This is a genomic window from Rhodococcus sp. ACPA1 (assembly GCF_002300195.1).
Classification (GTDB): domain Bacteria; phylum Actinomycetota; class Actinomycetes; order Mycobacteriales; family Mycobacteriaceae; genus Rhodococcus_F; species Rhodococcus_F opacus.
Map to the genome: position 1 here is coordinate 576,565 of NZ_NSDX01000008.1, position 22,141 is coordinate 598,705.

17 protein-coding genes and 2 pseudogenes are annotated in these 22,141 nt (G+C 65.2%); 5 read left to right on the top strand and 14 right to left on the bottom strand.

The annotated features are described in order from the left end of the window. Positions 1–15: 15 nt before the first annotated feature. The 11 genes and pseudogenes from CJ177_RS35710 to CJ177_RS35760 form a co-directional block, all read right to left on the bottom strand. A complete protein-coding gene (locus tag CJ177_RS35710; protein WP_095869953.1) occupies positions 16–1,113 on the bottom strand; it encodes a Glu/Leu/Phe/Val dehydrogenase in 1,098 nt (365 codons plus the stop codon). 42 nt (positions 1,114–1,155) lie between these two features. Beyond that, positions 1,156–2,534, bottom strand: a pseudogene (gene lpdA / locus CJ177_RS35715) (dihydrolipoyl dehydrogenase). Positions 2,535–2,582: 48 nt separating this feature from the next. Then, positions 2,583–2,804, bottom strand: coding sequence for a hypothetical protein (locus CJ177_RS35720; protein ID WP_143548769.1), 222 nt, complete (start codon positions 2,802–2,804; stop codon positions 2,583–2,585). A gap of 35 nt (positions 2,805–2,839) precedes the next feature. Then, positions 2,840–4,180, bottom strand: coding sequence for a dihydrolipoamide acetyltransferase family protein (locus CJ177_RS35725; RefSeq protein ID WP_095869955.1), 1,341 nt, complete (start codon positions 4,178–4,180; stop codon positions 2,840–2,842). A 22-nt stretch (positions 4,181–4,202) separates the two neighbouring features. Further along, the gene (locus tag CJ177_RS35730; protein WP_095869956.1) at positions 4,203–5,186 is read right to left on the bottom strand and encodes an alpha-ketoacid dehydrogenase subunit beta; all 984 of its coding nucleotides are present in this window, start codon (positions 5,184–5,186) and stop codon (positions 4,203–4,205) included. Continuing rightward, complete coding sequence (pdhA, locus tag CJ177_RS35735; protein ID WP_095870014.1) at positions 5,183–6,256, bottom strand: pyruvate dehydrogenase (acetyl-transferring) E1 component subunit alpha; 1,074 nt, start codon at positions 6,254–6,256, stop codon at positions 5,183–5,185. The genes CJ177_RS35730 and pdhA overlap by 4 nt, the downstream gene beginning before the upstream one ends. A 711-nt stretch (positions 6,257–6,967) precedes the next feature. Then, complete coding sequence (locus tag CJ177_RS35740) at positions 6,968–7,639, bottom strand: YoaK family protein (RefSeq protein ID WP_257014839.1); 672 nt, start codon at positions 7,637–7,639, stop codon at positions 6,968–6,970. Between the two features lie 96 nt (positions 7,640–7,735). After that, positions 7,736–8,227 (bottom strand): flavin reductase family protein, encoded by a 492-nt coding sequence (locus CJ177_RS35745; RefSeq protein ID WP_257014840.1) that lies wholly within the window; start codon positions 8,225–8,227, stop codon positions 7,736–7,738. A gap of 37 nt (positions 8,228–8,264) precedes the next feature. Next, the gene (locus CJ177_RS35750) at positions 8,265–8,864 is read right to left on the bottom strand and encodes a TetR/AcrR family transcriptional regulator (protein ID WP_218835166.1); all 600 of its coding nucleotides are present in this window, start codon (positions 8,862–8,864) and stop codon (positions 8,265–8,267) included. 55 nt (positions 8,865–8,919) lie between these two features. After that, entirely contained in the window at positions 8,920–9,864 is a 945-nt protein-coding gene (locus CJ177_RS35755) for an alpha/beta hydrolase (protein WP_095869960.1), read from the bottom strand. A 76-nt stretch (positions 9,865–9,940) separates the two neighbouring features. Further along, a complete protein-coding gene (locus tag CJ177_RS35760) occupies positions 9,941–11,167 on the bottom strand; it encodes an acyl-CoA dehydrogenase family protein (protein ID WP_095869961.1) in 1,227 nt (408 codons plus the stop codon). A gap of 195 nt (positions 11,168–11,362) precedes the next feature. Between CJ177_RS35760 and CJ177_RS35765 the strand changes: the two genes are divergently transcribed. Beyond that, entirely contained in the window at positions 11,363–12,070 is a 708-nt protein-coding gene (locus CJ177_RS35765) for a 3,4-dihydroxy-2-butanone-4-phosphate synthase (RefSeq protein ID WP_179443371.1), read from the top strand. Here CJ177_RS35765 and CJ177_RS35770 read toward each other — a convergent pair. Next, a complete protein-coding gene (locus CJ177_RS35770; RefSeq protein WP_095869963.1) occupies positions 11,958–12,854 on the bottom strand; it encodes a dihydrodipicolinate synthase family protein in 897 nt (298 codons plus the stop codon). The genes CJ177_RS35765 and CJ177_RS35770 overlap by 113 nt on opposite strands. A 111-nt stretch (positions 12,855–12,965) precedes the next feature. Here CJ177_RS35770 and CJ177_RS35775 point away from each other — a divergent pair, with 111 nt between their 5' ends. Continuing rightward, on the top strand, positions 12,966–13,688 hold the full coding sequence (locus tag CJ177_RS35775) for a GntR family transcriptional regulator (RefSeq protein WP_095869964.1): 723 nt from the start codon (positions 12,966–12,968) through the stop codon (positions 13,686–13,688). A gap of 21 nt (positions 13,689–13,709) precedes the next feature. Here the strand turns inward: CJ177_RS35775 and CJ177_RS35780 are convergent, their stop codons facing one another. Beyond that, positions 13,710–15,497, bottom strand: a complete 1,788-nt coding sequence (locus CJ177_RS35780; RefSeq protein ID WP_095869965.1) for a gamma-glutamyltransferase family protein — start codon at positions 15,495–15,497, stop codon at positions 13,710–13,712. Positions 15,498–15,902: 405 nt separating this feature from the next. Here CJ177_RS35780 and CJ177_RS35785 point away from each other — a divergent pair, with 405 nt between their 5' ends. After that, positions 15,903–16,310 (top strand): hypothetical protein, encoded by a 408-nt coding sequence (locus CJ177_RS35785; RefSeq protein ID WP_095869966.1) that lies wholly within the window; start codon positions 15,903–15,905, stop codon positions 16,308–16,310. Between the two features lie 146 nt (positions 16,311–16,456). Then, positions 16,457–17,884, top strand: coding sequence for an APC family permease (locus CJ177_RS35790; protein WP_095869967.1), 1,428 nt, complete (start codon positions 16,457–16,459; stop codon positions 17,882–17,884). A gap of 194 nt (positions 17,885–18,078) precedes the next feature. On the opposite strand, the gene CJ177_RS35795 is transcribed toward CJ177_RS35790, so the two are convergent. Continuing rightward, positions 18,079–21,576, bottom strand: coding sequence for a serine/threonine-protein kinase (locus CJ177_RS35795; RefSeq protein WP_095869968.1), 3,498 nt, complete (start codon positions 21,574–21,576; stop codon positions 18,079–18,081). A gap of 225 nt (positions 21,577–21,801) precedes the next feature. Here CJ177_RS35795 and CJ177_RS35800 point away from each other — a divergent pair. Continuing rightward, positions 21,802–22,141, top strand: a pseudogene (locus CJ177_RS35800) (hypothetical protein); the annotation flags it as partial.

The window sequence follows — 22,141 nt, forward strand, 5'->3', positions numbered from 1 at the left end:
CCGGTGGCTCAGGCTCTACGTGAGCCGGGCGGAGGACAGACGTGCTTCCGCGATGCTGTCGGCTGCCTGTCCGGGGGTGATCGACTCCGCTTTCGACCTGTCGAGGATGGCGATGACGGTGTCGTAGATGCGTTCGACTCGGTCACTTATCCAGTCGGTAGTCGCGCCTTCTCGTTCGCCGGCTACCTGGATGAGGCCTCCGGCGTTGGCGACGTAGTCGGGGACCCACAGCACGTCCCGGTCATGAAGTTGCCGGCCTACGTCAGGGGTCCACAGTTGGTTGTTGGCCGCCCCGCAGACGATGGATGCGGTCAGCCGTGGCACGGTCTCCGTGGTGAGCGTGCCGCCCATGGCGCACGGCGCGTAGACGTCGATCCGCTCGCCGAGGATGTCGTGCGTGATGGAGATGTCGGGAAAACGTTCGACGACGCGGGTGAGGGAGGCATCGTGCACATCGGCGGCGATGACGCGTGCTCCGTCTGCGAGAAGGAGTGAGATCAACTCGGAGCCGACCTTGCCCACGCCCTCGACGCCCACGGTCCGACCCGACAACACAGGCTTTCCCCAAGCTGTGGCGGCAGCTGCGCGCAGGGCTTGGTAGACACCGAGGGCAGTCATGGGGCCGCTGTTGCCGGATCCGCCGGCAGCGGTGGAGCGTCCGACGACGTGATCGGTCGCCTCACCGATCACATCGAGATCGTCGGTGTTGGTGCCGACGTCGCCGGCGGAGATGTACCGCCCACCGAGGGTGTCGATGAAGCGGCCGTATGCGCGCAATAGTTCGGGGGTTTTCGTCTGCTCCGGGTCGCCGATAATGACCGCCTTGCCGCCGCCGAGCGCGACTCCCGCGATCGCCGCCTTGTATGTCATCCCTCTCGACAGGCGCAGGACGTCGGTCAGCGCGCTGCTCTGGTCGGGATACGGGTAGAAGCGGGTGCCGCCGAGCGCGGGACCGAGGACTGTCGAATGTATGCCGATGATCGCCCGCAGTCCGGTGGCGGCGTCTTCGCAGAAGACGACTTGTTCGTGGGGAAGCCCCGGTATTGCGTCGGCGCGACCGAAGACGGTGTTGTCCTCGGTGGTCGCCACGGGGGCATCGGTGGTGAGTGTCATCTCGTGTTCCTTCTCGTGGTGACGGTGCAGGGAGGGGCGTGGTCAGCCGTGCGCGTGCAGGGGTTGTCCGGCAAGGGCCAGATGTGCTTCGCCGAGTGCCTCCGCCTGGGTGGGGTGGGCGTGTACGAGTTGGGCGACTTCCTGGGGATGGGCGCCCCAGGCGACGATCAGCTGGGCTTCGCTGATCAACTCGCTCACCCGCGCGCCGACCATGTGCACTCCGACGACCGGCCCGTCGGTGGACTCGGCGCCGGCGCGGATGACCTTGATGCCACCGGTGGTGCCGAGAATTTGGCTTTCCCGTTTCCGGCGAGGTCGTAGACGATCGTGGAGACCTCGCCGTACTTCTCGCGTGCGCCGGGCTCGGTTAATCCGACCGACGCGATCTCCGGGTTGGTGTAGGTGACCCGCGGTATGGCCGTTTCTTCGATTCGGGTGGGATTGCGGCCGGAAATGTGTTCTGCGACGAACAGACCTTGCTGAAAACCGTGGTGGGCGAGCTGAAGTCCGGGGACAATGTCGCCGACCGCGTAGACGCCGTCGTGGTTGGTGCGTAGGTATTCGTCGACGACGACGAAGCCCCGATCGAGTGCCACGCCGGCTTCGTCGACACCGCTGTCGGCGGTGCGCGGGCCGCGTCCGACCGCCACCATGAGCAGGTCGGTTTCGATCGTCTCGCCCGAGTCGAGTGTGATCGACACGGTCTCGCCGATCTCGGTGGCCTCGACGAACTTCGTCGACGTCATGGTCGTGATGCCCCGCTTCCGGAACGCCCGGGTCAGCTGTTTCGAGGTCCACTCGTCTTCGGCGGCGACCAACCGAGGGAGCGCTTCGATGATCGTCACCTGCGACCCGAATGATGACCACACGCTGGCGAACTCGACGCCGATGACACCACCGCCGAGGATCGCTACGCGTTGCGGGATCTCTTTCCGTGTGAGGGCTTGGTCGCTGGTGACGATGCGGCCGCCGATCTCGAGGCCGGGAAGACTGCGTGCGTACGACCCGGTCGCGAGGACCACCGATTTGCCGGTGATCTTCTCGCCGTCGACGTCGACGGTGCGGTTGCCTACGTAGCGGCCGTGGCCGGTGACGACCTCGATGCCGTGGTGTGTGACGAGTCCCTGCAGACCCTTGTACAGCTTGGCGACGACGCCGTCCTTGTAGTTGTGCACCTGGTCGCTATCGATACCGTCGAAAGTGCCACGCACCCCGTACCGATGGCCGTCGCGCACGGTGTCGGCGACTTCGGCCGCGTGCACGAGTGCTTTGGTGGGTATGCATCCGCGGTGCAGGCAGGTTCCACCGACTTTGTCCTTCTCCACGAGGGTGACGGACAGACCGAGCTGGGCGGCTCGGAACGCGCAGGCGTAACCACCCGACCCACCTCCGAGGACGACGAGGTCCGGTGTCCGAGTCATCGCTGATCTCCTCTCTAGCGACAGCGTTCGGGTAGTTGTCGCAAGTGCCTAGTGCAGGGTGTAGTGGTAACCGGGGTCCGCGACGGGTACGACATCGTGGGCTCCGTCGGGATACTCGACGAGCCAGCACGGTCGCCCCTGTGATGGGGCGACCATCGTGACGCGTCCCGGTTGGCCGCAGCGCCATCCGTCTCGCCGCCGGTGAACGGTGATCAGGCGACCGATCTGCCGCTCGGCGAACCCGAGCGCACCGTGGTTGTGGGTGTGCATGTGCCTTCTCCGTGTCAGGGTCTCATCGATGGTGCTCATCCGAGCGCGACGAGTTCGAGCGGATCAGACAGGATGCGGCCGATGTCGGCGAGGAATTTCGACCCTTGCTCTCCGTCGACCAGCCGGTGGTCGAAGGACAGGCTCAACGTGGTCACCGAGCGCAGAGCGATGTCGCCCTCGAATTCCCAGGGTTGGTTGCGAATGGCTCCGAAGCACAGGATCGCCGCTTCGCCGGGGTTGAGAATCGGTGTGCCTGCGTCGACGCCGAAGACTCCGACATTGGTGATTGTGATGGTGCCGCCGGCAAGATCCGCAGGTCTGGTCTTGCCTTCCTTGGCCGTGCGAGTGAGGTCGACCAACGCGTCGGCAAGCTCACGCAGACCCAGCCGGTGCGCGTGCTTGATGTTGGGAACCATGAGGCCCCGGGGCGTGGCGGCCGCGATCCCCAAGTTGACATAGTGTTTGGTCACGATCTCCTGGGCTTCGTCGTCCCAGTGCGAGTTCAGGCTGGGGTTCCGCCGAAGGGCGATGAGCAGCGCCTTGGCGATCAACGCCAGCGGGGTCAGCCGCACATCGGTGAATCGTCGGTGCGCACGCAATCTGTCGAGGAGCTCGAGCGTTGGGGTGACATCCACAGTGACGAACTCGGTGACGTGCGGCGCGGTGAACGCACTGGTGACCATCGCGGCTGCGGTGTGCTTGCGGACCCCCTTGATCGCGACTCGGGTTTCGTCGCCGAGGGTGCTCCCGGCGACGACAGGCGGGGTCGAGAACGACTCCGGTGAGGTCTCCGATGCCTGACGCGCCGCCAGGTAATCGGTGACGTCATCACGGGTGACGTCACCGTGCGGGCCCGTGGCGGGGACCTCAGCGAGGTCCACGCCCTGCTGCTGCGCGTAGAACCGCACCGGTGGTTTGGCGAGCGGACGTGCCTCCGCTGACGACCCACCCGCCGCATCGCTTCGGTCCTTTGCAGTGTCGGCAGCCGCGGGGCGCGAACGCCGTCGGCTACCGCCGTCACCGGCCACCCCGTAACCGACCAGGACGGGGATGCGCTCCGGCGTGCCCGTCTCCGCCTGCGCGGCAGCGGAGGTTTGCGGTGCGGCGGGGGTTGCCGGTGCGGCGGGGTCTTCGCCGGTGTCGATGTCGATGATCGCGGTGCCGACGTCGACGGTTGCTCCCGCCGCGGCGTGCAGGGCGGTCACCGTACCGGCGTACGGGGACGGAAGCTCCACAGAGGCCTTGGCCGTTTCGACCTCCGCGATGATCTGATTGAGCTCGACGGTGTCCCCGACGGCCACGAACCAGGAGATCAGTTCCGCATCGGTCAGCCCCTCCCCGAGATCGGGCAGCAGGAAACTTCTTACTTCAGGCATGGTGTGGTTCCGTTCTGGTGCGCTACGCGGCAATCGATCTGTCGACGGCGTCGAGGATCCGGTCGACATCGGGCAGGAAGAATTGCTCGAGTTTCGCGGGCGGATAGGGGAGGGTGAACCCGCCGACCCTCAGGACCGGGGACTCGAGGTGGTAGAAGCACCGTTCGGTCACTCGCGCCGCGATCTCGGCTCCGATTCCGAGGAACACCGGCGCTTCGTGGGTGACGATCAGCCGTCCGGTCTTCCGTACCGAAGCCTCGATCGTGTCCATGTCGAGAGGCGAGAGCGAACGCAGGTCGATGACCTCCAGCGACGTTCCTTCCTCCGCCGCCACCGTCGCGGCCTGCACCGCTGTCGTCACCAGCGGGCCGTACGCCAGCAGCGTGGCATCGGTACCTTCCACCACAGTCCGAGCCTTGTGCAGCGGGAAGGCATCCGGACCGGCGTCGAGGTCGACCGGGCCCTTCTCCCAGTACCGTCGCTTGGGTTCGAAGAACAGCACCGGATCATCCGAGGCGATCGCCTGCTGAATCATCAGATGCGCGTCGGCGGCGTTGCCGCAGGTGACCACGCGCAGACCGGCGGTCTGGGCGAAGTAGCCCTCCGGTGACTCAGAGTGATGCTCGATAGCTCCGATACCCCCGCCGTAGGGGACGCGGATGGTGATCGGGACCTTGACATTGCCGCCGGTCCGATAATGCAGCTTGGCGACCTGAGAGACGATCTGATCGAACGCCGGGTAGATGAAACCGTCGAACTGGATCTCACAGACGGGACGGAAGCCGCGCACCGCCAGACCGATTGCGGTGCCCAGGATCCCTGATTCAGCAAGCGGAGTGTCGATGACCCGATGTGGGCCGAAGTCTTTCTGCAGACCCTCGGTGATCCGAAAGACGCCGCCGAGCTGTCCGATGTCCTCACCCATGAGCAGAACCTTCGGGTCGTCCTCCATGGCGCGCCGCAAACCGGCGTTGAGAGCCTTACCCAAGGGGAGTGTGGTGGTCATCGTGTTGGTCCTTCGAAGCTGGCGAGGTAGGTCTCGAACTGTCGGCGCTCGTCGTCGACGAGGGGATGAGGGTCGGCGTACACGTGGTCGAACAGGGACATGGCGGTGGGCTCGACGGTCTCGAGGCAACCACGGCGCAATTCGGCTGCGGTGGCGTCAGCTTGAGCCTGTACGCGTGCGAGGTAGGTGTCATCAAGCACACCTTCTCGCTCGAGCAACTTCTTGATCCGATCCAGTGGATCTTTCAGTTTCCACTCCTCGTCGAGTGACGAATTCCGGTAGCGGGTGGGGTCGTCGGAAGTGGTGTGCGGACCCATCCGGTAGGTAACCGCTTCGATCAACATTGGGCCGTTGCCCTCTCGCGCGCCCGCGAGGGCGTCCCGGGTAGCGGCGAGAACGGCGAGGACGTCGTTGCCGTCGACCCGGACGGACGGAATCCCGAAACCGCGACCCCGTTCGGCGATGGTCACCTTCGTCTGAAGCGACACCGGTTCGGAGATCGCCCATTGGTTGTTCTGGCAGAAGAAGACGACCGGTGCCTGGAAGCTGGCCGCGAAACCGAATGCCTCGGAGATGTCGCCCTGGCTGGTTGCGCCGTCACCGAAGTACGTGATCGTCGCGGCCGTGGCACCCTCGAGCTGAGTGCCCATCGCGTACCCCGTGGCATGCAGGGCCTGGCACCCGACGATGATCGCCGGAGTGGTCATCCGGTACTGCAGCGGGTTCCATCCCGAATGTGTTGACCCTCGCCAGAATCGAAGCATGTGCGTCGGATCTACGCCGCGGCAGTACGCGACCCCGTGTTCTCGATAGCTCGCGAAGACGAAGTCGTCCTCGGCGAGCGCCCGGGCCGACCCGACCTGCGCTGCTTCCTGGCCGAGAAGCGGTGCCCACAAGCCGAGTTCGCCTTGGCGCTGCAGCGCTGTGGCCTCGGAATCGATGCGCCGCACCACTACGAGATCTTCGTACAGATCCAGCAGCCGCTGGGTGTCGATGTCTGCGACCAGCGGCGCGAGCTCCTGATCGTCGACGCGTAGCCCGTCCTCGGTGACGAGTTGTAGGGGTGCGATGGTGGGGTCGATCACGGGATACCTCCGACGCGCGGCGACTGCCGCATAGGCATGTTGTGGGGATAGCGAATCATTGGTTAGCAAGATGCGCAAGACTCAAATCCGATAGTGAGCAATATGCTCAACCCTAGTTTGGGGCGATGTATCAAGATGCGCGCTATGCCCTATTTCGGTCATGCCGACATCCGCCTACTCGGCGCCCAGTGCTACAATCCGAGAGCTCGAAGCGTGGAGCTTGCGCATCGAATGGAAGTTTCTCGAAATACTCCGCGGTCCTGATGATCCCGAGAGTCCGACATTCTCCGGGGTTTCGGTTCGATGAATCGTGCCGCGGAGCCTGGGGTTCCGTTGCTGACCTTTGCGACCATCTGAGTCGACCGCCATTGAGTCGCTGCCATGAAATGCCAAGCGGGAAAGAATATATGGGTGTGATCTGATGCACGGGAAGTGGATGTGCGCACCCAGGTGGCGGCAACCAGCCGACGAGTTGTATCGACTCGTCGCGCTACTTGGCGATCGACGGGTGGAGCGCACGATCGCAGGTGTCTCGATGCTCGAGATGGTTCCGTGCTGTGACCGGCAATTGTGCACCAAAATCGCGGGTTGCAATAGCGTTGGATCCGACTGTCAGACTCGGGCGATTGACGGTGAGCCAATCGTGCATCCATGTCGAGCAGACGTTGGAAACGCCGTCGGCCGCAGGGCGCCGCGTCAGCGGCGGTCGATGCGGATGTGTCCGGTCACTGTGACCGCGACTGTGAGGGCCGCGGCGAGGGCCATTGCCATGCCGAGGTGACTGTGCCGCAATATGATCGCACCGACTACCGCGCCAACCAGGATTGCGAGGATGGCACCGATCCGGCGATTCCACAGTGCCGACCCACTCCCTGACATCCAGGACTCGCTGGCGAGTGAGGTCAGTGTGGAAGTCACCACGACGGTCGTCATGTCCTTTACTCCGACCTTACGGGCGACTGCGGCTTGTGTCCCCATCGTGGCGGCGGTTGCGGCCGCGATGACGAGTTGCCCAGCGGTGTTGACGGAAGTGTCGATCATGAAGATCGCAACCGTGCATCCGGTCAGCGCCGCAGACCCCGCCGCCAGGCACATGCTCACTCGGTTCGTCCAGCCGGAGGGCTGCGTGCGCAGCACCAAGCCTGCGACGAATGCGGCTGCGGTGAAGGCGACGAGGGCGATTGCGGGGCCGAGCACTGGCAGTTCGTCGGCACCGGCCAGGCCCATCCCGAGGATGACGATGTTACCGGTCATGTTGCCGACGAAGACACGGTCCAGCCCGAGGTAGCCGACGGAGTCGACGACACCGGTGACGAACGTCAAGACGATCATGAGGGGCAGGGTCGTCGATTCCGGTGACAATCTCACGGGCGCAGTCGGTTTCGACGCGGATGTACTTATAGACATAGCGGACTTTCTGAAGGAAGAAGAGCTGGAGGGGGCGGCTGATCGAGACCTGGTCGGTCAGGACGCGGCGAGTTGTTTGAATGAGCTTGCGTGGAAGACGAGCGGATCTGTTATCGGGGCAAGAGTGAAATCGTGCACGGCGAACAAGGCGATGGCGTGGTCGCCGGCGTCGACCTCGGCGTGCAGTGAGCAGTCGAGAGTGGAGATTCCACCGGCAATGTGCAACGCCCCCTGCGCGGTGCGCGACCAGGGCACGTCCGCGAACCGATCGCCCTCGCGCAGTGAGAGCTGTCGGCAGGTCGCGGCTTGGTGCCGAGCCAGGATGGTGATCCCGATTCGAGGCGCCGTGCGCAGGACCTGCCAGGTACGGGAGGTGTTCTGGACGGCAACAGAAACCAGCGGGGGATCGAACGACACGGAGGTGAATGAGCTCGCCGCCATGCCGATTGGTGTTCCTTGGATGTGAGCGCCGACCGCTGCAACACCGGTCGGAAAGGATCCGTACAGCGCCCGCAGGCCCGCGTGATCGAGTACGTGTTGGGTAGTCACTTGCATTCTCCTGATGGGGAGCGCCGCGTGCGAGAGTTCAGCCGCAGCGCTCGATGAGATACAGGCGCGCTACGCGCGCCAGTTCGGTGGCATAGGTGCCGGAATCGGGTCGACCGGCATAGGTGGGTTCGTCGGCCGCGACACTGCCGGCCGTTGTGACTCGCATCAGCAGGCTTTGCATGATGACCTCGTAGGCGATATCGACGGCCGAATCGAGGTCATCACCGGATACCTCGCCGCATCGCCGCACCGCTTCCAGCAGCATCTGCTTCATCCGGGTGTGGAAATCGAACCCACGCCGCCGCATGGCGCTGTCATCGGCGCTGTGGACGAAGATGAAGGCAAACAGCCGGCTCCGGGCGAAGTATTCGGTAGACAAGACCTCGGTGAAGGTGTCGAGAACCTTGGTGAGCTTGTTGGGTTCGGCAGCGAGACGCTCTTCGACCACGGCCTCCAAGTCGGTCATCACCTCTTCCTTGACCTGCCGGAGAAGTGCCTCGCGATTCGGGAAGCGCCGATAGACACCGCCAATCGACACCCCCGATTCGTCGGACACCGACGACATGGTGAATTCGGAGAATCCCTCACTGGTAAGCAGGGCAACCGCCGCCGCAAGGATTTGCTGTTCCGAGCGCACGCTGCGCTTCTGCTTGGGGGCGGTGCGTTCGGACGTAGGTCTCGAGGTCATCCGTTCATTCTCCCGTCTCGGGGCCAGCCCACACTCGCTCGAGGAATCGAACGACTTCCGAGACCAGCGGATCCTGTGCGAACACAGCGTCACCGTGGTCGGCCCCGGGCACCACCACCATCTCCGAGTGTCCACCCGAGACCGCGACGGCCTCGTGGAGCCGCCGGCTCTGTCCGATCCCGACTCGCCGATCATCGTCACCGTGCATGATCAACAGCGGAGGAAGCCGCGCCCCTTGCCGGACGAGGCTCGGTACCGAGGATGTTGCGACATTGCATCGGTGGGCATCGCCGAGGAATCGGCGGATCACCTCGTCGAAATCGTCGATGCTGACGGCTGGGTCCATATGGGCATCGGCGCGCAGTTCAGCGAGGTCGGTGACTCCGTAGTGATCGACCACCGCCGAGAGTTGCGCCGACTCGTCGAGGTGCTCGCCGAGGGGGCGACCCCCCGGGCTCGGTCCGTCGAGCGCGGCCATCAACATCAGATAGGCACCTGCAGAACTACCCCATCCGGCGACTCTGCTGGCATCGAGGTTGAATCGGTCACTGTGCGCGCGAACCCAGCGAATCGCGGCGCGGACATCTTCGATCGGCTCGGGAAACTGCACCTCCCCTGACAGCCGGTACTCGACGGACGCCACCGCGATGCCCTGCCCGGGAAGTGAGTGCCAGGGGCCCATTTCCTTGATACCGGCGAGGAAGCTGCCCGCATGCGCGTAGACCACGACGGGGGCCGCCTCGGTTCTCTTGGGCACGTGCAGGTCGAGGCGCAGCGGTCGCCAGCCGGCCTCCGAGGCGAAGGGCAGGTCGAGGTAACTCACGGCCCCCGGCAGGACTTCACACGCGCGAGGTTCGACCAGCGCAGGCGGAGCGAACTGACGGTAATCCACATGGGTTACCAGATCCGTGATGTGCTGCGCAGTCGATGGTGCTGATTCTGCACTCATACTGTCCTCCTGTGTTGGTCCCCGTCGAGCAGGCTTCAGGCCCATGCTCGAGCCGAGAGGTGTCCGGGCAGACCGGTTAGATGCGGATGTATTCGGGAATCGCCGGCAATGCGCCGGCGAGATCGAACGCGCCGATAAACGCGTTCTTCGCATCGATCGAGTCATGACTGCCGAAGGTGCGTGCGTTGCGCCAGAATCGATCGAGGCGGTACGTGTTCGACGTACTGCGTGCGCCGGTCAGGTCGTGAATGCGGGAGGAAACCTCGAGACCTGCCCGGGTGCTGGCGACCTTGGCGCGGAATCCGCGAATCGCCATCTCGGCGGGCTCGGCATCCCGGGCGGGGGACTCGAGCTGCTCGGCGACGGTGAGCATCAGTGCACGCGAGGCAGCGAGCTCGCTCGACATCTCGCCGAGTTGCCGGTGCATCAGCGGATCATTGGTAGCCGTTCCGAACTTCGGCATACTCGGGCGGTTGAGCTTCTGCAGGTAGGCGATCGCTGCGTCATATGCGCCCTCCCCGATGCCTTGCAGTAGTCCGGCGTGCAAAAGCATTGCAGCGCAGAAGAAGTAGGGATCTGCTGCGTGGGCCGGAAAGTGCCACCCATCGGGTACGAAGACCTCGCGGTAGTCAATGGTCTGACTGTACGTTCCGCGCTGGCCCATGTTGTCCCAGTCGTGGTGCAGTGTCAGTGCGGGATTGTCGAGCCGGATCAGCGCGTGGTGGCGGGTGCTCGATTCGAGCTGCTCGTCGTCGCCGAGGAGTGCGAAACTGACGCTGGTGATGTCCTGGCCGCCGCCGCCGCTGTTGGTGTTGAAGGTCTTCGTGCCGTCGACGACGATGCCGCCGGGAACCTTGCGCCCGACTACGCGTCCGTTTCCGCCTGTTTCTGCGTTCGAGGCCACGAATCGACGCCCGCGATGGAGTACCTCGTCGGCCAGCTGCTCGCGCGTCTCCGACGGCAGCTCCGGTGCGTCGAAGATTTCGCGAGCGACCAACGCGCCGCTGAGCCAACACTGACCTGTCGAGCCGTCGCCGGCAGAGATTTCCGCGAGGGTCTCGATGGTGTGTCGCCAGCCCCCGAATGACGGTCCGTCCCACAGTCCGCCGAGTGCGGCCGGGACGTTGAGGGCGTGCAGACCGGCCTCGCCGAGCAGGCGCATGTTGTCGGTGGGATCGGATCCTGCGGCGTCGATCGACGGTCCGGCCTCTGCGAGGATCGGACGCAATTCCTTCGCTCGCCGGACGACCTCGTCACGGCTGGTGGGCAGTGCGCCGGCGACGGAGGGTGCGGTGGTGGGCATCGTGAACTCCTGTGGTTGGTGTCCTCTTCGTACGGTCGTTGCGGAAAATGCGGTGCCGTTTGGAGGTGTGACAGCTACCATAGTGGAATGAGTATTCGCATTCCAGTGTTCTGGCTGAAAAATATGCTTCCGAGTCTTCGCTCGTGCGGGAACGGACCCGTTCCGACAGCGGTAACCCACCGCATCGAAGCTGCGGTGCGAGCGCTCGCCGCGGGCGCCCCAATCGTTCTCGTCTGCACCGACCGAGCCGACGCTGTGGAAGCCGAACTCGTGTGCAGTGCCGCGTCGGTGTCGACCACCACAATGGATTTTCTCGTCCGGCACACCTCGGGATTCGTGACCATCGCTCTGCCGCCGGCCGCATGTGATCGCTTGGGTCTTCCCCCGATGCACTACGCCACCACCGGTGTCGACTACGCGGTATCGGTGGATGCCATCGACGGCGTCGGCACCGGCATCTCCGCCCACGACCGGGCCGTGACATCGCGGGCACTCGCGGACCCGACCTCCCAGCGAGAGTGGTTCACCCGTCCGGGTCACACCGTGCCGATTCGCACCGCGACCGGCGGCCTACTGGAACGACCACACCGCGCCGAGGCGGCACTGGAACTCACCCGTGCAGCCGACCAGACGCCTGCCGCGGTCATGGCCACACTCGTCAGCACTGTCGACGACCGGCGCATGGCCGATCGCGCCGAGGCAGTCGACTTCGCCGATCACCACCACTTGGCCTGGCTGACCGTGTCCGAGGTGTACCAATGGCGGACCACGATAGCGGGAAACACCGCCCCTACGGCTGCTGGATACCCGCGCATGGGAGAACGAACCCATGCCCTCGACTGTGCTCGTCGAACTCGACAAGATAGGGCAACGACGGCGGCCGGACCGTCGAGTGGGCGATGACGCCCTGGCGGCGCCAATGTTCCTTCCGGATAGCAATGCTGGTGCGCGCCTGAGTTTCGAAGTTGATCAAGCCCGCGGAACGCCCGATCACCTCCCTCGCGCCACCGACCTCGCCCGCGGCCAACAGGTCGACCGCGTCGACAAGGACTTCCGGCACCGTGATTCCTGCCGCGACGGTGTCGGCACCAGCCAGCACATCGTCGACCAGACCGAGGCCCCCGAAACCCGTCATCAGATGCGCCTCCGTGACCTCTCGCAACTGGCGGATCCGCAAGAAAGTTGGTGGGCACTCGCACTTGATTCCATACAGGAAATCCAGCCCGGTCACCGCCTCCTGGAGGTGATCGATCGCGATCGTGACCCCGGTGGCAGCGGGAAGATCCTGCAGCAGCACCGGCAGCTGTGTGATCGAATGCGTGGCGACCAGAGCGCGGCGCAGCTCTACTGGGTCGGGCGACAGGACCGGAACCATCACCGCATGCAGGCGGCCACTGAATTGAGCGGCGAACACACGGAGCTCATTCGCGGCCTCGTCCGGGTTCCGATTCGTGGACGCAGCGACGACGGGTGCGGGCCCTGCGCTGTCCAGGATGACCGCCAATGCCCGTGACTTCTCCGCCAACGAGAGCGAGTCGGGTTCGGCGATGACCCCTAGCGCGATGAGGCCCGAGCAGCCTCGAGACAGCATCTCCCGGGTAAGCGCGCGCAGCGACGGCTCGCAGATCCGCTCTGCATTCGCATCGAATGGGGTGGCCACCATGGCCCACACAGGCATCCTCGACATGATTCGTAACCTTTCGTGACTCACTCAGGATGGACCGGGCATTCGGTCACCCGCGATCCCATTAGAGTGACAAGGGATCCAAAAACGGATTCAAGGGCGGAGGGATCAGGCATGGCAGAACCGGTCGTCGGCGTCCCCGACGAAGGCGCAGCGACTTCTCCTCTGGTTCAGCAGCTCGTCGAGACCATCCAGGACCGCATCAGTCGCGGCACCTACAGTTTCGGAACGTGGATCAGGCAGGAGCCACTCGCCCAGGAACTGGGGGTCAGCCGGATGCCCATCCGTGAGGCCCTTGCACAACTACAGGCACTCGGGGTGGTGGAGATCGTCCCGAACCGCGGTGCACGACCGAAGCTGCCGTCGATGCGTGAGCTCCTCGAAGTGTTCGAGGTGCGGGCGGTACTCGAGGGGCACGCCGCCCACGAGGCCGCCCGGCAGATCACCTACACGCAACTACGGGAGCTGTTCGATGCGGTCGAATCTTTCCGAGGGGTGGTGGAGCAGGCGCTGACGGGCGAAGCCGACCCGGAGGAACTGCGGGCCGGCTGGGTTCACGCCAACAATGCCTTCCACGACACCGTCCTCGCAGCCTCCGGTAACGATCAATTGCGCGCGACCGTCGATTCGCTCCATCACCGTATTCCCCGCAATCTGACGTGGACAGCACTGGACGCTGATCCACGGCTTCTGGAAGAGAACGCGGCCGCGCATGCGGCGATCGCTGATGCGATCGACCGACGCGACGGCAACCTCGCCCGGGACCTGATGATCGAGCACTCACGCCGGGCTCGGGAGCTGATCATCAAACGGTCGCATCAGTCGTTCGCGCCCTGACGTACGTTCCGCGCCGCCGTGTTAGCGACCCGCGGCATAACCCTGGGCACCCCGGGCGTTGGCTGCGGCCCCCAGCACACCCGTGGCAGGGTTCCTGGTGACCGTGCTGAGCCTGCCGAGGCTCCAACCTCCGGCTACGGTGATCCGGTGCCCGCGCTCTCGGAGCCCGGTGATGACGTCCACGCCGAGGCGGTCCTCGACGACCGCGCCACCGGGGGTCCATCGGCGTGGCCAGAACGAGCTCGGCATCGAGGTCGTGTGGAATGTGGGGGCGTCGATTGCCTGTTGCGGCGTGTACCCGCCGACCAGTGTGCGCAGCAAGTAGGACAGCTGCCACTGATCCTGCTGATCGCCGCCCGGGGTGCCGAGGGCGGCGACGACCTCCGTCCCACGGAGAAGCATCGTCGGGGTCAAGGTGGTCCGCGGCCGGTGACCCGGCCGCAGCGCGGACGGACTCGCTGGGTCGAGCCAGGTCATCTGGAGCCGGGTACCCAACGCAAATCCGAGTTCAGGGATCGTCGGTGAGGACTGGAGCCACCCACCGGAGGGTGTGGCGGACACCGCATTCCCCCAACGATCGATGATATCGAGGTGGCACGTGTCACCGCGGGTTTCACCGGTCACCGACACGGTGGGCTCCCCGGAGGACCCCCCGCGCGGAGCGTCGGTATCTTCGACGAGTGGCGGAAAGAACGGGTCGAGGCCGCACGCCCCGGGACGGAACTCCTGGGATGCTCTCTCGCCAATCTCCTTCCGGCGCACCGATGCGTACTCGGGAGAGAGTAGAAGTTCCAGCTGTTCGGACGACAGATTCTCCCCGTAGTACGCGTCACGGTCGGCCATCGCGAGTTTGAGCGACTCCAGTACGTGGTGTGCACCGACCGCGGTGGAAGGATCGATCTGCTCGTCGGGAAAGCCGTCGAGAATGGCGAGTGCCTGCAGCAGCACCGGACCCTGACCCCACGACGAGCCCTTCAGGACGGTGTGTCCTCGGAACTCGAAGGCGACCGGAGCTTCGTAGTGGGCACTGAACGACGCCATATCCCCAGCCGTAACGACCCCGGCATGATCCGATTCGGACGAATGCCGGTGCGGATGGCGGGCGAACGATTCGATTCCCTCGGCGACGAATCCGCTCTTCCAGATTGTGCGAGCAGCCTCGATACGCGTATCCCGAGTCGGTGCGTGCCGACTATCCGAAACGAGTCGGTCGAGTGTGTTCGCGAACGCCGGATTGCGGAACATCACGTCGGCGACCGGTGGCACGCCCTGGGGCATCCACAACGCCGCCGAGGTGGGCCAATACTCGGCGAACATCTCTGCCACCGTCCCGATCACAGCACCGACGCGCTCGGAAAGGGGATGTCCGTTGCCGGCATAGTCGATCGCATACGCGAGCACATCCGCGAGCTCCCACGTGCCGTAGTCGCGCAGGAGCAGCAGCCATGCGTCCACAGCGCCAGGTACCGCGGCAGCCAGCGCCCCTGCAGCCGGAACCATGTCCAGTCCCTCGGCGCGGAAATGGTCGATCGTGGCGCCGGCCGGCGCGGGGCCCTGCCCGACCAGAACGGATGGTTCCCCCGAGGCCGGGGCCACGATGGCCACCAGGTCTCCACCCGGCCCGTTCAGGTGCGGCTCGACGACGTATAGCACGAAGGCGGCCGCCGTCGAGGCATCGAAGGCGTTACCCCCACGTTCGAGGACCGACTGCGCGGTCTGGGTTGCCAGCCAGTGCGTGGAGGCACACATACCGAAGGTGCCCCGCAGATCGGGACGAGTGCGGAAGTCGGACGGAGATACGAAACTCATTGAGCCTCCCTCATAGGGTGCATGTTGGCCACGGCTGAGAACGAACACCACAAATAGGATCCAGTTCTAACAGTGTGGGATGCATCCTAAAGCTACAGGGAGCGCGTTGACCAAAGCAACGGGCACTTGCGGGGCAAATGTCGGTGCGCTCGGCTGGTCGGCCGCGCAAACGGCAGCGATACTTAGCCGAAACATTGATTTGACGTGCGTTTACCTGAGTAAACCCACCATTGACTAGTCGCGATGTCGGTGGCATGCTTTCGGCACACGAGATCCAAAAACGTCGTTTTGAATCCAATCGTCCGAATTCAGGCGATACTCGACCTGACTGTTGGCCCATGATCGTTGCGCGCCGCATCTACAGAGGGCATCGGCACAACACCAACAAGATTCACAGGAGAACGCATGTCCGAGAAGCCCAATCCGATCCCGCCGACTCCCGGCGACACCCTCATCTTCGAGAACGACCGGGTTCGAGTGTGGACCATGACCCTTCCACCCGGCGGGATGTTCGACTTTCACCAGCACCACCACGATCACGTCGTGATCTGGCCGGAGGCCGGCAAGGTTCAGGGGCAGGAACTCGGGGACGACGAGTGGGGGATCGTGCAGAACGCGGAGCCCGGCTTCGTGCTGTACAAGACCGTCGGTACTTCCAAACCCCTCAATCCCCACCGGATTCGAAATCTTCAGGACGAGACGGTCACCCACTACGTGATCGAGCTGCTCGAACCCTCCCCAAGTCGGGAGGAGTTGCCGTGGACATACAACGACCACGGTGAGTTCATCTTCCCGGGCCGCACCGAACACTGAGTCGAACAACAAGATTGGGTCTCGACTGATCCCCGACTTCGGCCGCTAGGCGCAATCCTCCTCGCGCATTCCCCACACTCGGGCCCTCCCGGTCTGCGCGTCCCTCTCGGCGCGGACGCGCCCCCTTCCTATCGTAGGAGACAACCATGACCGCCCAACAAGAACTCGCAGCGGGAGAGTCTGTATCCGCTCATCTCAAACGGAACACCATCGGTATCCCCGGGATGGTCTTCATGGTTGTGGCCGCCGCCGCACCGCTGACCGCAATGGCCTCGAACCTCTCGCTCGGCCTGGCCTTCGGTGTCGGCAGCGGAATGGTCGGGCTCCTCCTGCTCGTCGGAGCCCTCCTGGCGATCTTCACCGCCGGATACGTCGTGCTGAGCCGACGAGTCTTCAACGCGGGCGCCTACTACGCCTTCATCGGATTCGGACTCGGGAAGGCCACCGGCGCCGGAGCCGCCTTCGTCGCAACCATTGCCTACAATCTCGCAGCCGGCGGGATGATCGCGGCAACAGGGTATTTCACTGACATTGCTGTCAGTACCTATGCCGGTATTCACCTACCCTGGTATCTCTACGGCGCGGTCGCCCTGGTCGTTACCGCCATCCTCGGTTACATCGGCGTCGGCATCGCGAAGACCGTGACCACGGTCATCTCGATCGCGCAGTTCGCCATCATCATCTGGTTGGGCATCGCCATCCTGATCCAGCGCTCAGGCGGCTTCAGCATAGACGTCTTCAGCCCGAACCAGATGTTCCACGGCAACATCGCCCTGTCGCTGGTGTTCTGCATCCTGTCGTTCTCCGGCTTCGAGGCGACCGCGATCTACGGTGAAGAAGCCAAAGCGGCGCGACGAAGTATCCAGGTGGCGACCTACAGCGCGCTGGTTCTCCTGGTCCTGGTTTTCATGGGATCGACATGGTCGATCGTCGCGGCATTCGACGATGTCCAGGCCGTTGCCGCCGAAGATCCGGGCAGCCTCATCTTCCGAACCGCCGACATCTACCTCGGTAGCTGGGCAGGCGGGGCTCTGAGCATCATCGTCGCATTCAGCTTCCTCGCCTCTGGAGTCGCATTCCACAACATGGCGGCCCGATACATGTTCGCGCTGGGACGGTCGCGGCTACTCCCGTCCCGCTTCGCCACCATTCATCGGCGATACGGCACCCCCTACATCAGCGGCTTCTTCCAAATCGCGATCTCCATCGCCGTTCTGGCACCGTTCGTCATCGCCCAGTCCGATCCGATCATCAATCTCTTCCCCGCGGTTTCCGGTATCACGTCGCTCTCGTTGACCGCGTTGATGATCGGATGCTGTATCAGCGTCGTCACGGCGTCGTTCAAGGGCTTGGTGAACGAGGGAACCTGGTCCGCCCGCCTCGCCCCGACCTTGGCCGGGATCGGGCTGACGAGTATCTGCGCGATCATCATCACCCATTACCAGGAAGTGACTGGAAGCGACTCGCTCGTCGTCGCGTTGATGCCTCTACTTCCGGTGTTCGGTGCAATCTACGGAGCTGTGATCTATCGACGCGGTCGGGGTCGAGACTTGGAACAGCACCTGACGGAGTAATCGAGCACAAAAGCCGGGAAGGGTGGTCGTCGGCCCACCCATCCCGGCTTTTTGCGATGTCTCGAGCAGAGTCGCACGACCAGACTCTGAACCGATCGGAACCGACTCGCACTCAAAGGGCGTGATCAGAATGAATTGGCTATCACGGCACGGTTGGGAGTGGGGCTTGGCGTAGGCGGCGCGGGCAGTGCGTCTCACGCCACGTCGACGGTGGTGTCCGTGGTCAGCATGTCGGTGAGGAAGGACGTTGGGACGGGCGCCCATTCGGGTGGGCACCGCCCGGCGAGCGAGTCGTCGCGCAGGTCGGCGACGAGTTCGCGGACGCGGATCGGACTGTCGAGCAGGTACCGGGTCATTCCGAGCTCGGCGCACTGCGTGGTGACCGCGGCGAGTAGCCCCTTTGCCTCGGTTGTGCGCTCTGCCGCGGCCAGGGCGACGATGAGCAGGCGTTTGGCCTGCAGCAGGGCCCGCCGCCGTCCCGAGCCGTCGAGCATGTTCACCCATTCCTGCGCCCAGGTGCAGGCGATTCGGGTGGGTTCGGGGGAGTCTGCCGCGGCCAGCAGCCTGATGGCGGTCTCCGCCTCGAGCTGCGCGGTGATCGCGTCGATGCCGTCGACCGGGCGCCGGCGCGTCGTGTACTCGGCCAGCGGCGGTGGTTCGAGCCCGGCAGTCGGGGGAAGACCCAGCCTGATCCGTTCGTTTTCGATTCGGGCCCGCAGCCGCGGAAGGTGCAACGACGCGGCTGCCCGGGCACCCTCGTCGAGTCGCTGCGCAGCCGTGGTTCGGTCGCCGCGCAGCGCCTTGATCCGGGCTCCGGCAGCGTAGCGGGCGAGTTTGAAATCGACCATGCCACTGCCGGCGCCGAGCTTGCAGCCCTCGTCGAGCAGTCGTTCCGCCTCGTCGAGCCTGCCCTGCTCAGAGAGCAGTTCGCCGAGCAGCGACCCGGCGAGCCGAGCGGAGAAGGAATGGCTCCCACCCGATCGCCGGGCAATCCGCAGGGCCGTTCGGAAGCTGTCCTGGGCCTGGTGGATGTCGAGGCGTTCGTTGGCGACGATTCCCACAAGACAGTGGCCGGTCATCGCCCCGTTCGGACCGATGTTCCGAGCGTTGTAGGGGGCGGCCCACTGCTGCCGTCGGAGCGCCTCGGCAAAATCGAACCGGTAGATCGCGGCGAAGGTGGCTGTGCCCGCGGCCGAGGAAACGACAAAGGGCCGGAACGAGTCCGGCCGCGCCAGTGCGGCCCCGACCAGTTCGTCGATGCCCTCCACCCGGTCGGCGCGACATGCCACCGCGGCCTTCACCACGTCGGCCTCGGCCCGTAGCTCGGCGATCTCGGCGGCGGTGGCCGAGCCGTCGCCGAGTGTGGACTCAACCAGTTCGAGTGCTTTCTGTGTGGGCTCAGCACGATGCAGCAGGATGTTCGCCCACGCCACTGCGAGCTGCAATAGAGGGCGAGACACCACAATTCGTGGCGGGAGTTTCGCGACGAGTCCGAGCAGGGTGGACATCTGGGCGTGCTCGAGCAGATAGGTCCCCCCGCGTTCGACCAACTCCACGGCCCGTTCCTGGTCACCGGCGGCCAGGGCATGGTCGACCGCCTCACTGATCAGCTTGCGATCGGCGAACCACTCCGAGGCGATGCGGTGGAGTTCGGTGATCCGCTCGGGGTGCTCGCGTTCGAGCCGTTGCTGCAGGCACTGGGCGAACAGTGGGTGGTAGCGGAACCACTCCCGGTTGTCGTCGATCGCGCGCAGGAACAGATCCTGTTCCTCGGCCCGCTCGAGCATGATCTGTCCGTGGTCGACGTGGGCGAGCGCGGCGGCCAGGTCACCATGGAGGCGTTCGGCAACCGAGGTCGCGAGCAGGAAGTCGAGCATGTCCGGATCCAGGGTGTCCAGCACGTTCTCGGTGAGGTATTCGCCGATGGCGCGGTGCCGTCCGGACAGTGACTCGATGAGCTGTTCGGGGTCGTCGCTGTCGCGGAGCGACAACGACGCCAGCTGCAGGCCCGCCGCCCACCCCTCGGTTGTCGCGGTCAGCTCGTCGACGTCGTCCTGCTCGAGAATCAAGCCACCCAGGTCGACGAGCAGGGCGTGAGCTTCGGCGGCGTCGAAACGCAGGTCGGTCGAGTCGATCTCGACCAGATCGTCGCGCACCCGCATCCGGCTCACGGGGAGGCCGGAGCGACTCTGGGTGGTGACGACGACCTGCAGGTGGTGGCAGGCGTTGTCGAGGAGGAATTCCATCGCCGCGAGGGTCGCGGCGGCGCCGATGCGGTGCCAATCGTCGATGACGAGCACGACGCGTTCGCCGGCCGCGTGGATCTCGTTGATCAGCGCGGTCAGCACGTATCGGTCGGCCTCGTCGCCGTGCTGTTCGAGCGCCTGCTCGAGGTCCTCGGCCAGGGCGGGGCGCACCCGCCGGATCGCCTCCAGCAGGTGTCCGAGGAACCAGACCACATTGTTGTCGTCGCGGTCGACGGTCAGCCAGGCGACGGCCAGCCCCTCCCCGGCCAGCACCTCGCTCCACTGGGTGGCGAGCGTGGTCTTGCCGAAGCCGGTCGGCGCGTGGATGACGCTCAGGCGTCGCCGCTGCCCGGCCCGGAGCAGATCGAGCAACCGGCCGCGGTGCACCAGCGTCCGGGGCGGTGTCGGCGGGCGGAACCGGGTCTCCGGGGCCGGTGGGGTGGGGGCGCGGGCCCCGGACCGCCGCTGGGCGCTGTACCGGCCCGAGGTAGATCGTCCCGAGGCGGACCGGCCCGGGGGCTCGTCGTCGGGGGCGACCGTCGGGTCGGGGGGCAGCGGTAGGTCGTCGGCGATCAGGCCGTGCCGTTGCTGGAGCATGCGCAGGTTCTCCCCGAACTCGGCGGGGGCGGCGGGGCGATCGGCCGGACTCCGGGCCATGGCGGCTTCGATGCCGGCGGACACGTCTTCGGGGATGCCCTCGCCCCGCAGGTCCGGAACCGGTTGCGTGGTGATTCGCAGAAATTGGGCCACCACCTGCTCGCCGCTGCGGCGTTCGAATGCCGCGTGCCCGGTGATCGCGCAGAACAGCGTCGCGCCCAGTCCGTAGACGTCCGATGCGGCGGTGGCCGAGCGCCCCTCGAGCACCTCCGGGGCGGTGAACGCCGGCGACCCGGTTACCGTGCCCGCGGTGGTCTCGAAGCCACCGGCGATGCGCGCGATACCGAAGTCGGTCAGCTGTGGCTCGCCGTAGTCGGTGATCAGGATGTTCGCCGGTTTGACGTCGCGGTGCAGGGTGCCGATCCGGTGTGCGGCCTCCAGTGCGCCGGCCACCTTGATGCCGATCCCGAGCGCCTCGCTCCATCCGAGCGGGCCGGACCGGCGGATCCGGGCCTCCAGCGAATCGCGGGAGTGATACGGCATCACGATGTACGGCCGCCCGGACGGCGTGGTGCCGACCTGCAGAATGTTGACTATGTTCGGGTGGCCGGACAACGCGCCCATGGCGCGCTGCTCGCGCAGGAACCGTTCGAGGTTGTCCGGATCGAGATCGGCGGTGAGCACCTTGATCGCGACCGTCCGGTCGAGGACCGGCTGCCGGCAGCGGTAGACGATGCCGAAGCCGCCGCGCCCGATTTCGTGGGCGCCTTCGAAGCCGGCCCCGGCCAACTCCGACTCGATTCCGGGAGTCGGGTCGCGCTGCGTTGTCAGCGGATCAATTTCGGCCATCACCTATCGATCCCGCTGCTTGGTGTCCGCAGCTGTCACCCATGCATCTCCTCACGACGACGTGATCTCAAGCGTAGTCGGCTGTAGTTGTGTCAATCCGGGGTTCGCCGCCGACGCGGCGGGCCGTCTCGGGGTGACCGTGCCCTCGAGCTCTGACCGAGTATGGTCTCTACCCACTGCACTGTGAATATTGCGCTATATGGTCGCAAGTGCGACCATATATGTATGGGTGAGATGTCGGTGTCGGCGGCGGCCGCCGAGCTGGGCGTGTCGGGTCGGCAGGTCACTCGTCTCGCGCGGGCGGGGGAGTTGGTGGTGACGCGGGAGGTGGGGAAGGCGTTGCTGTTGGATGCGGGGTCGGTGCACCGTGTGGCGCAGGCGGACCGTCATCGGGGTCGGCCGTGGAACGGGGATGTCGCGTGGGCGGCGTTGGCGATGTTGTCTGGTGTGGGGGTGGATTGGATTTCTCCTTCGCAGGCGAGTCGTTTGAGGCATCGGCTGCGCCGGGCGAGCGCGACTGAGGTGGCGTTTCTTGCCCGCCGGCGCGCGCGGGTGCACCGGATGC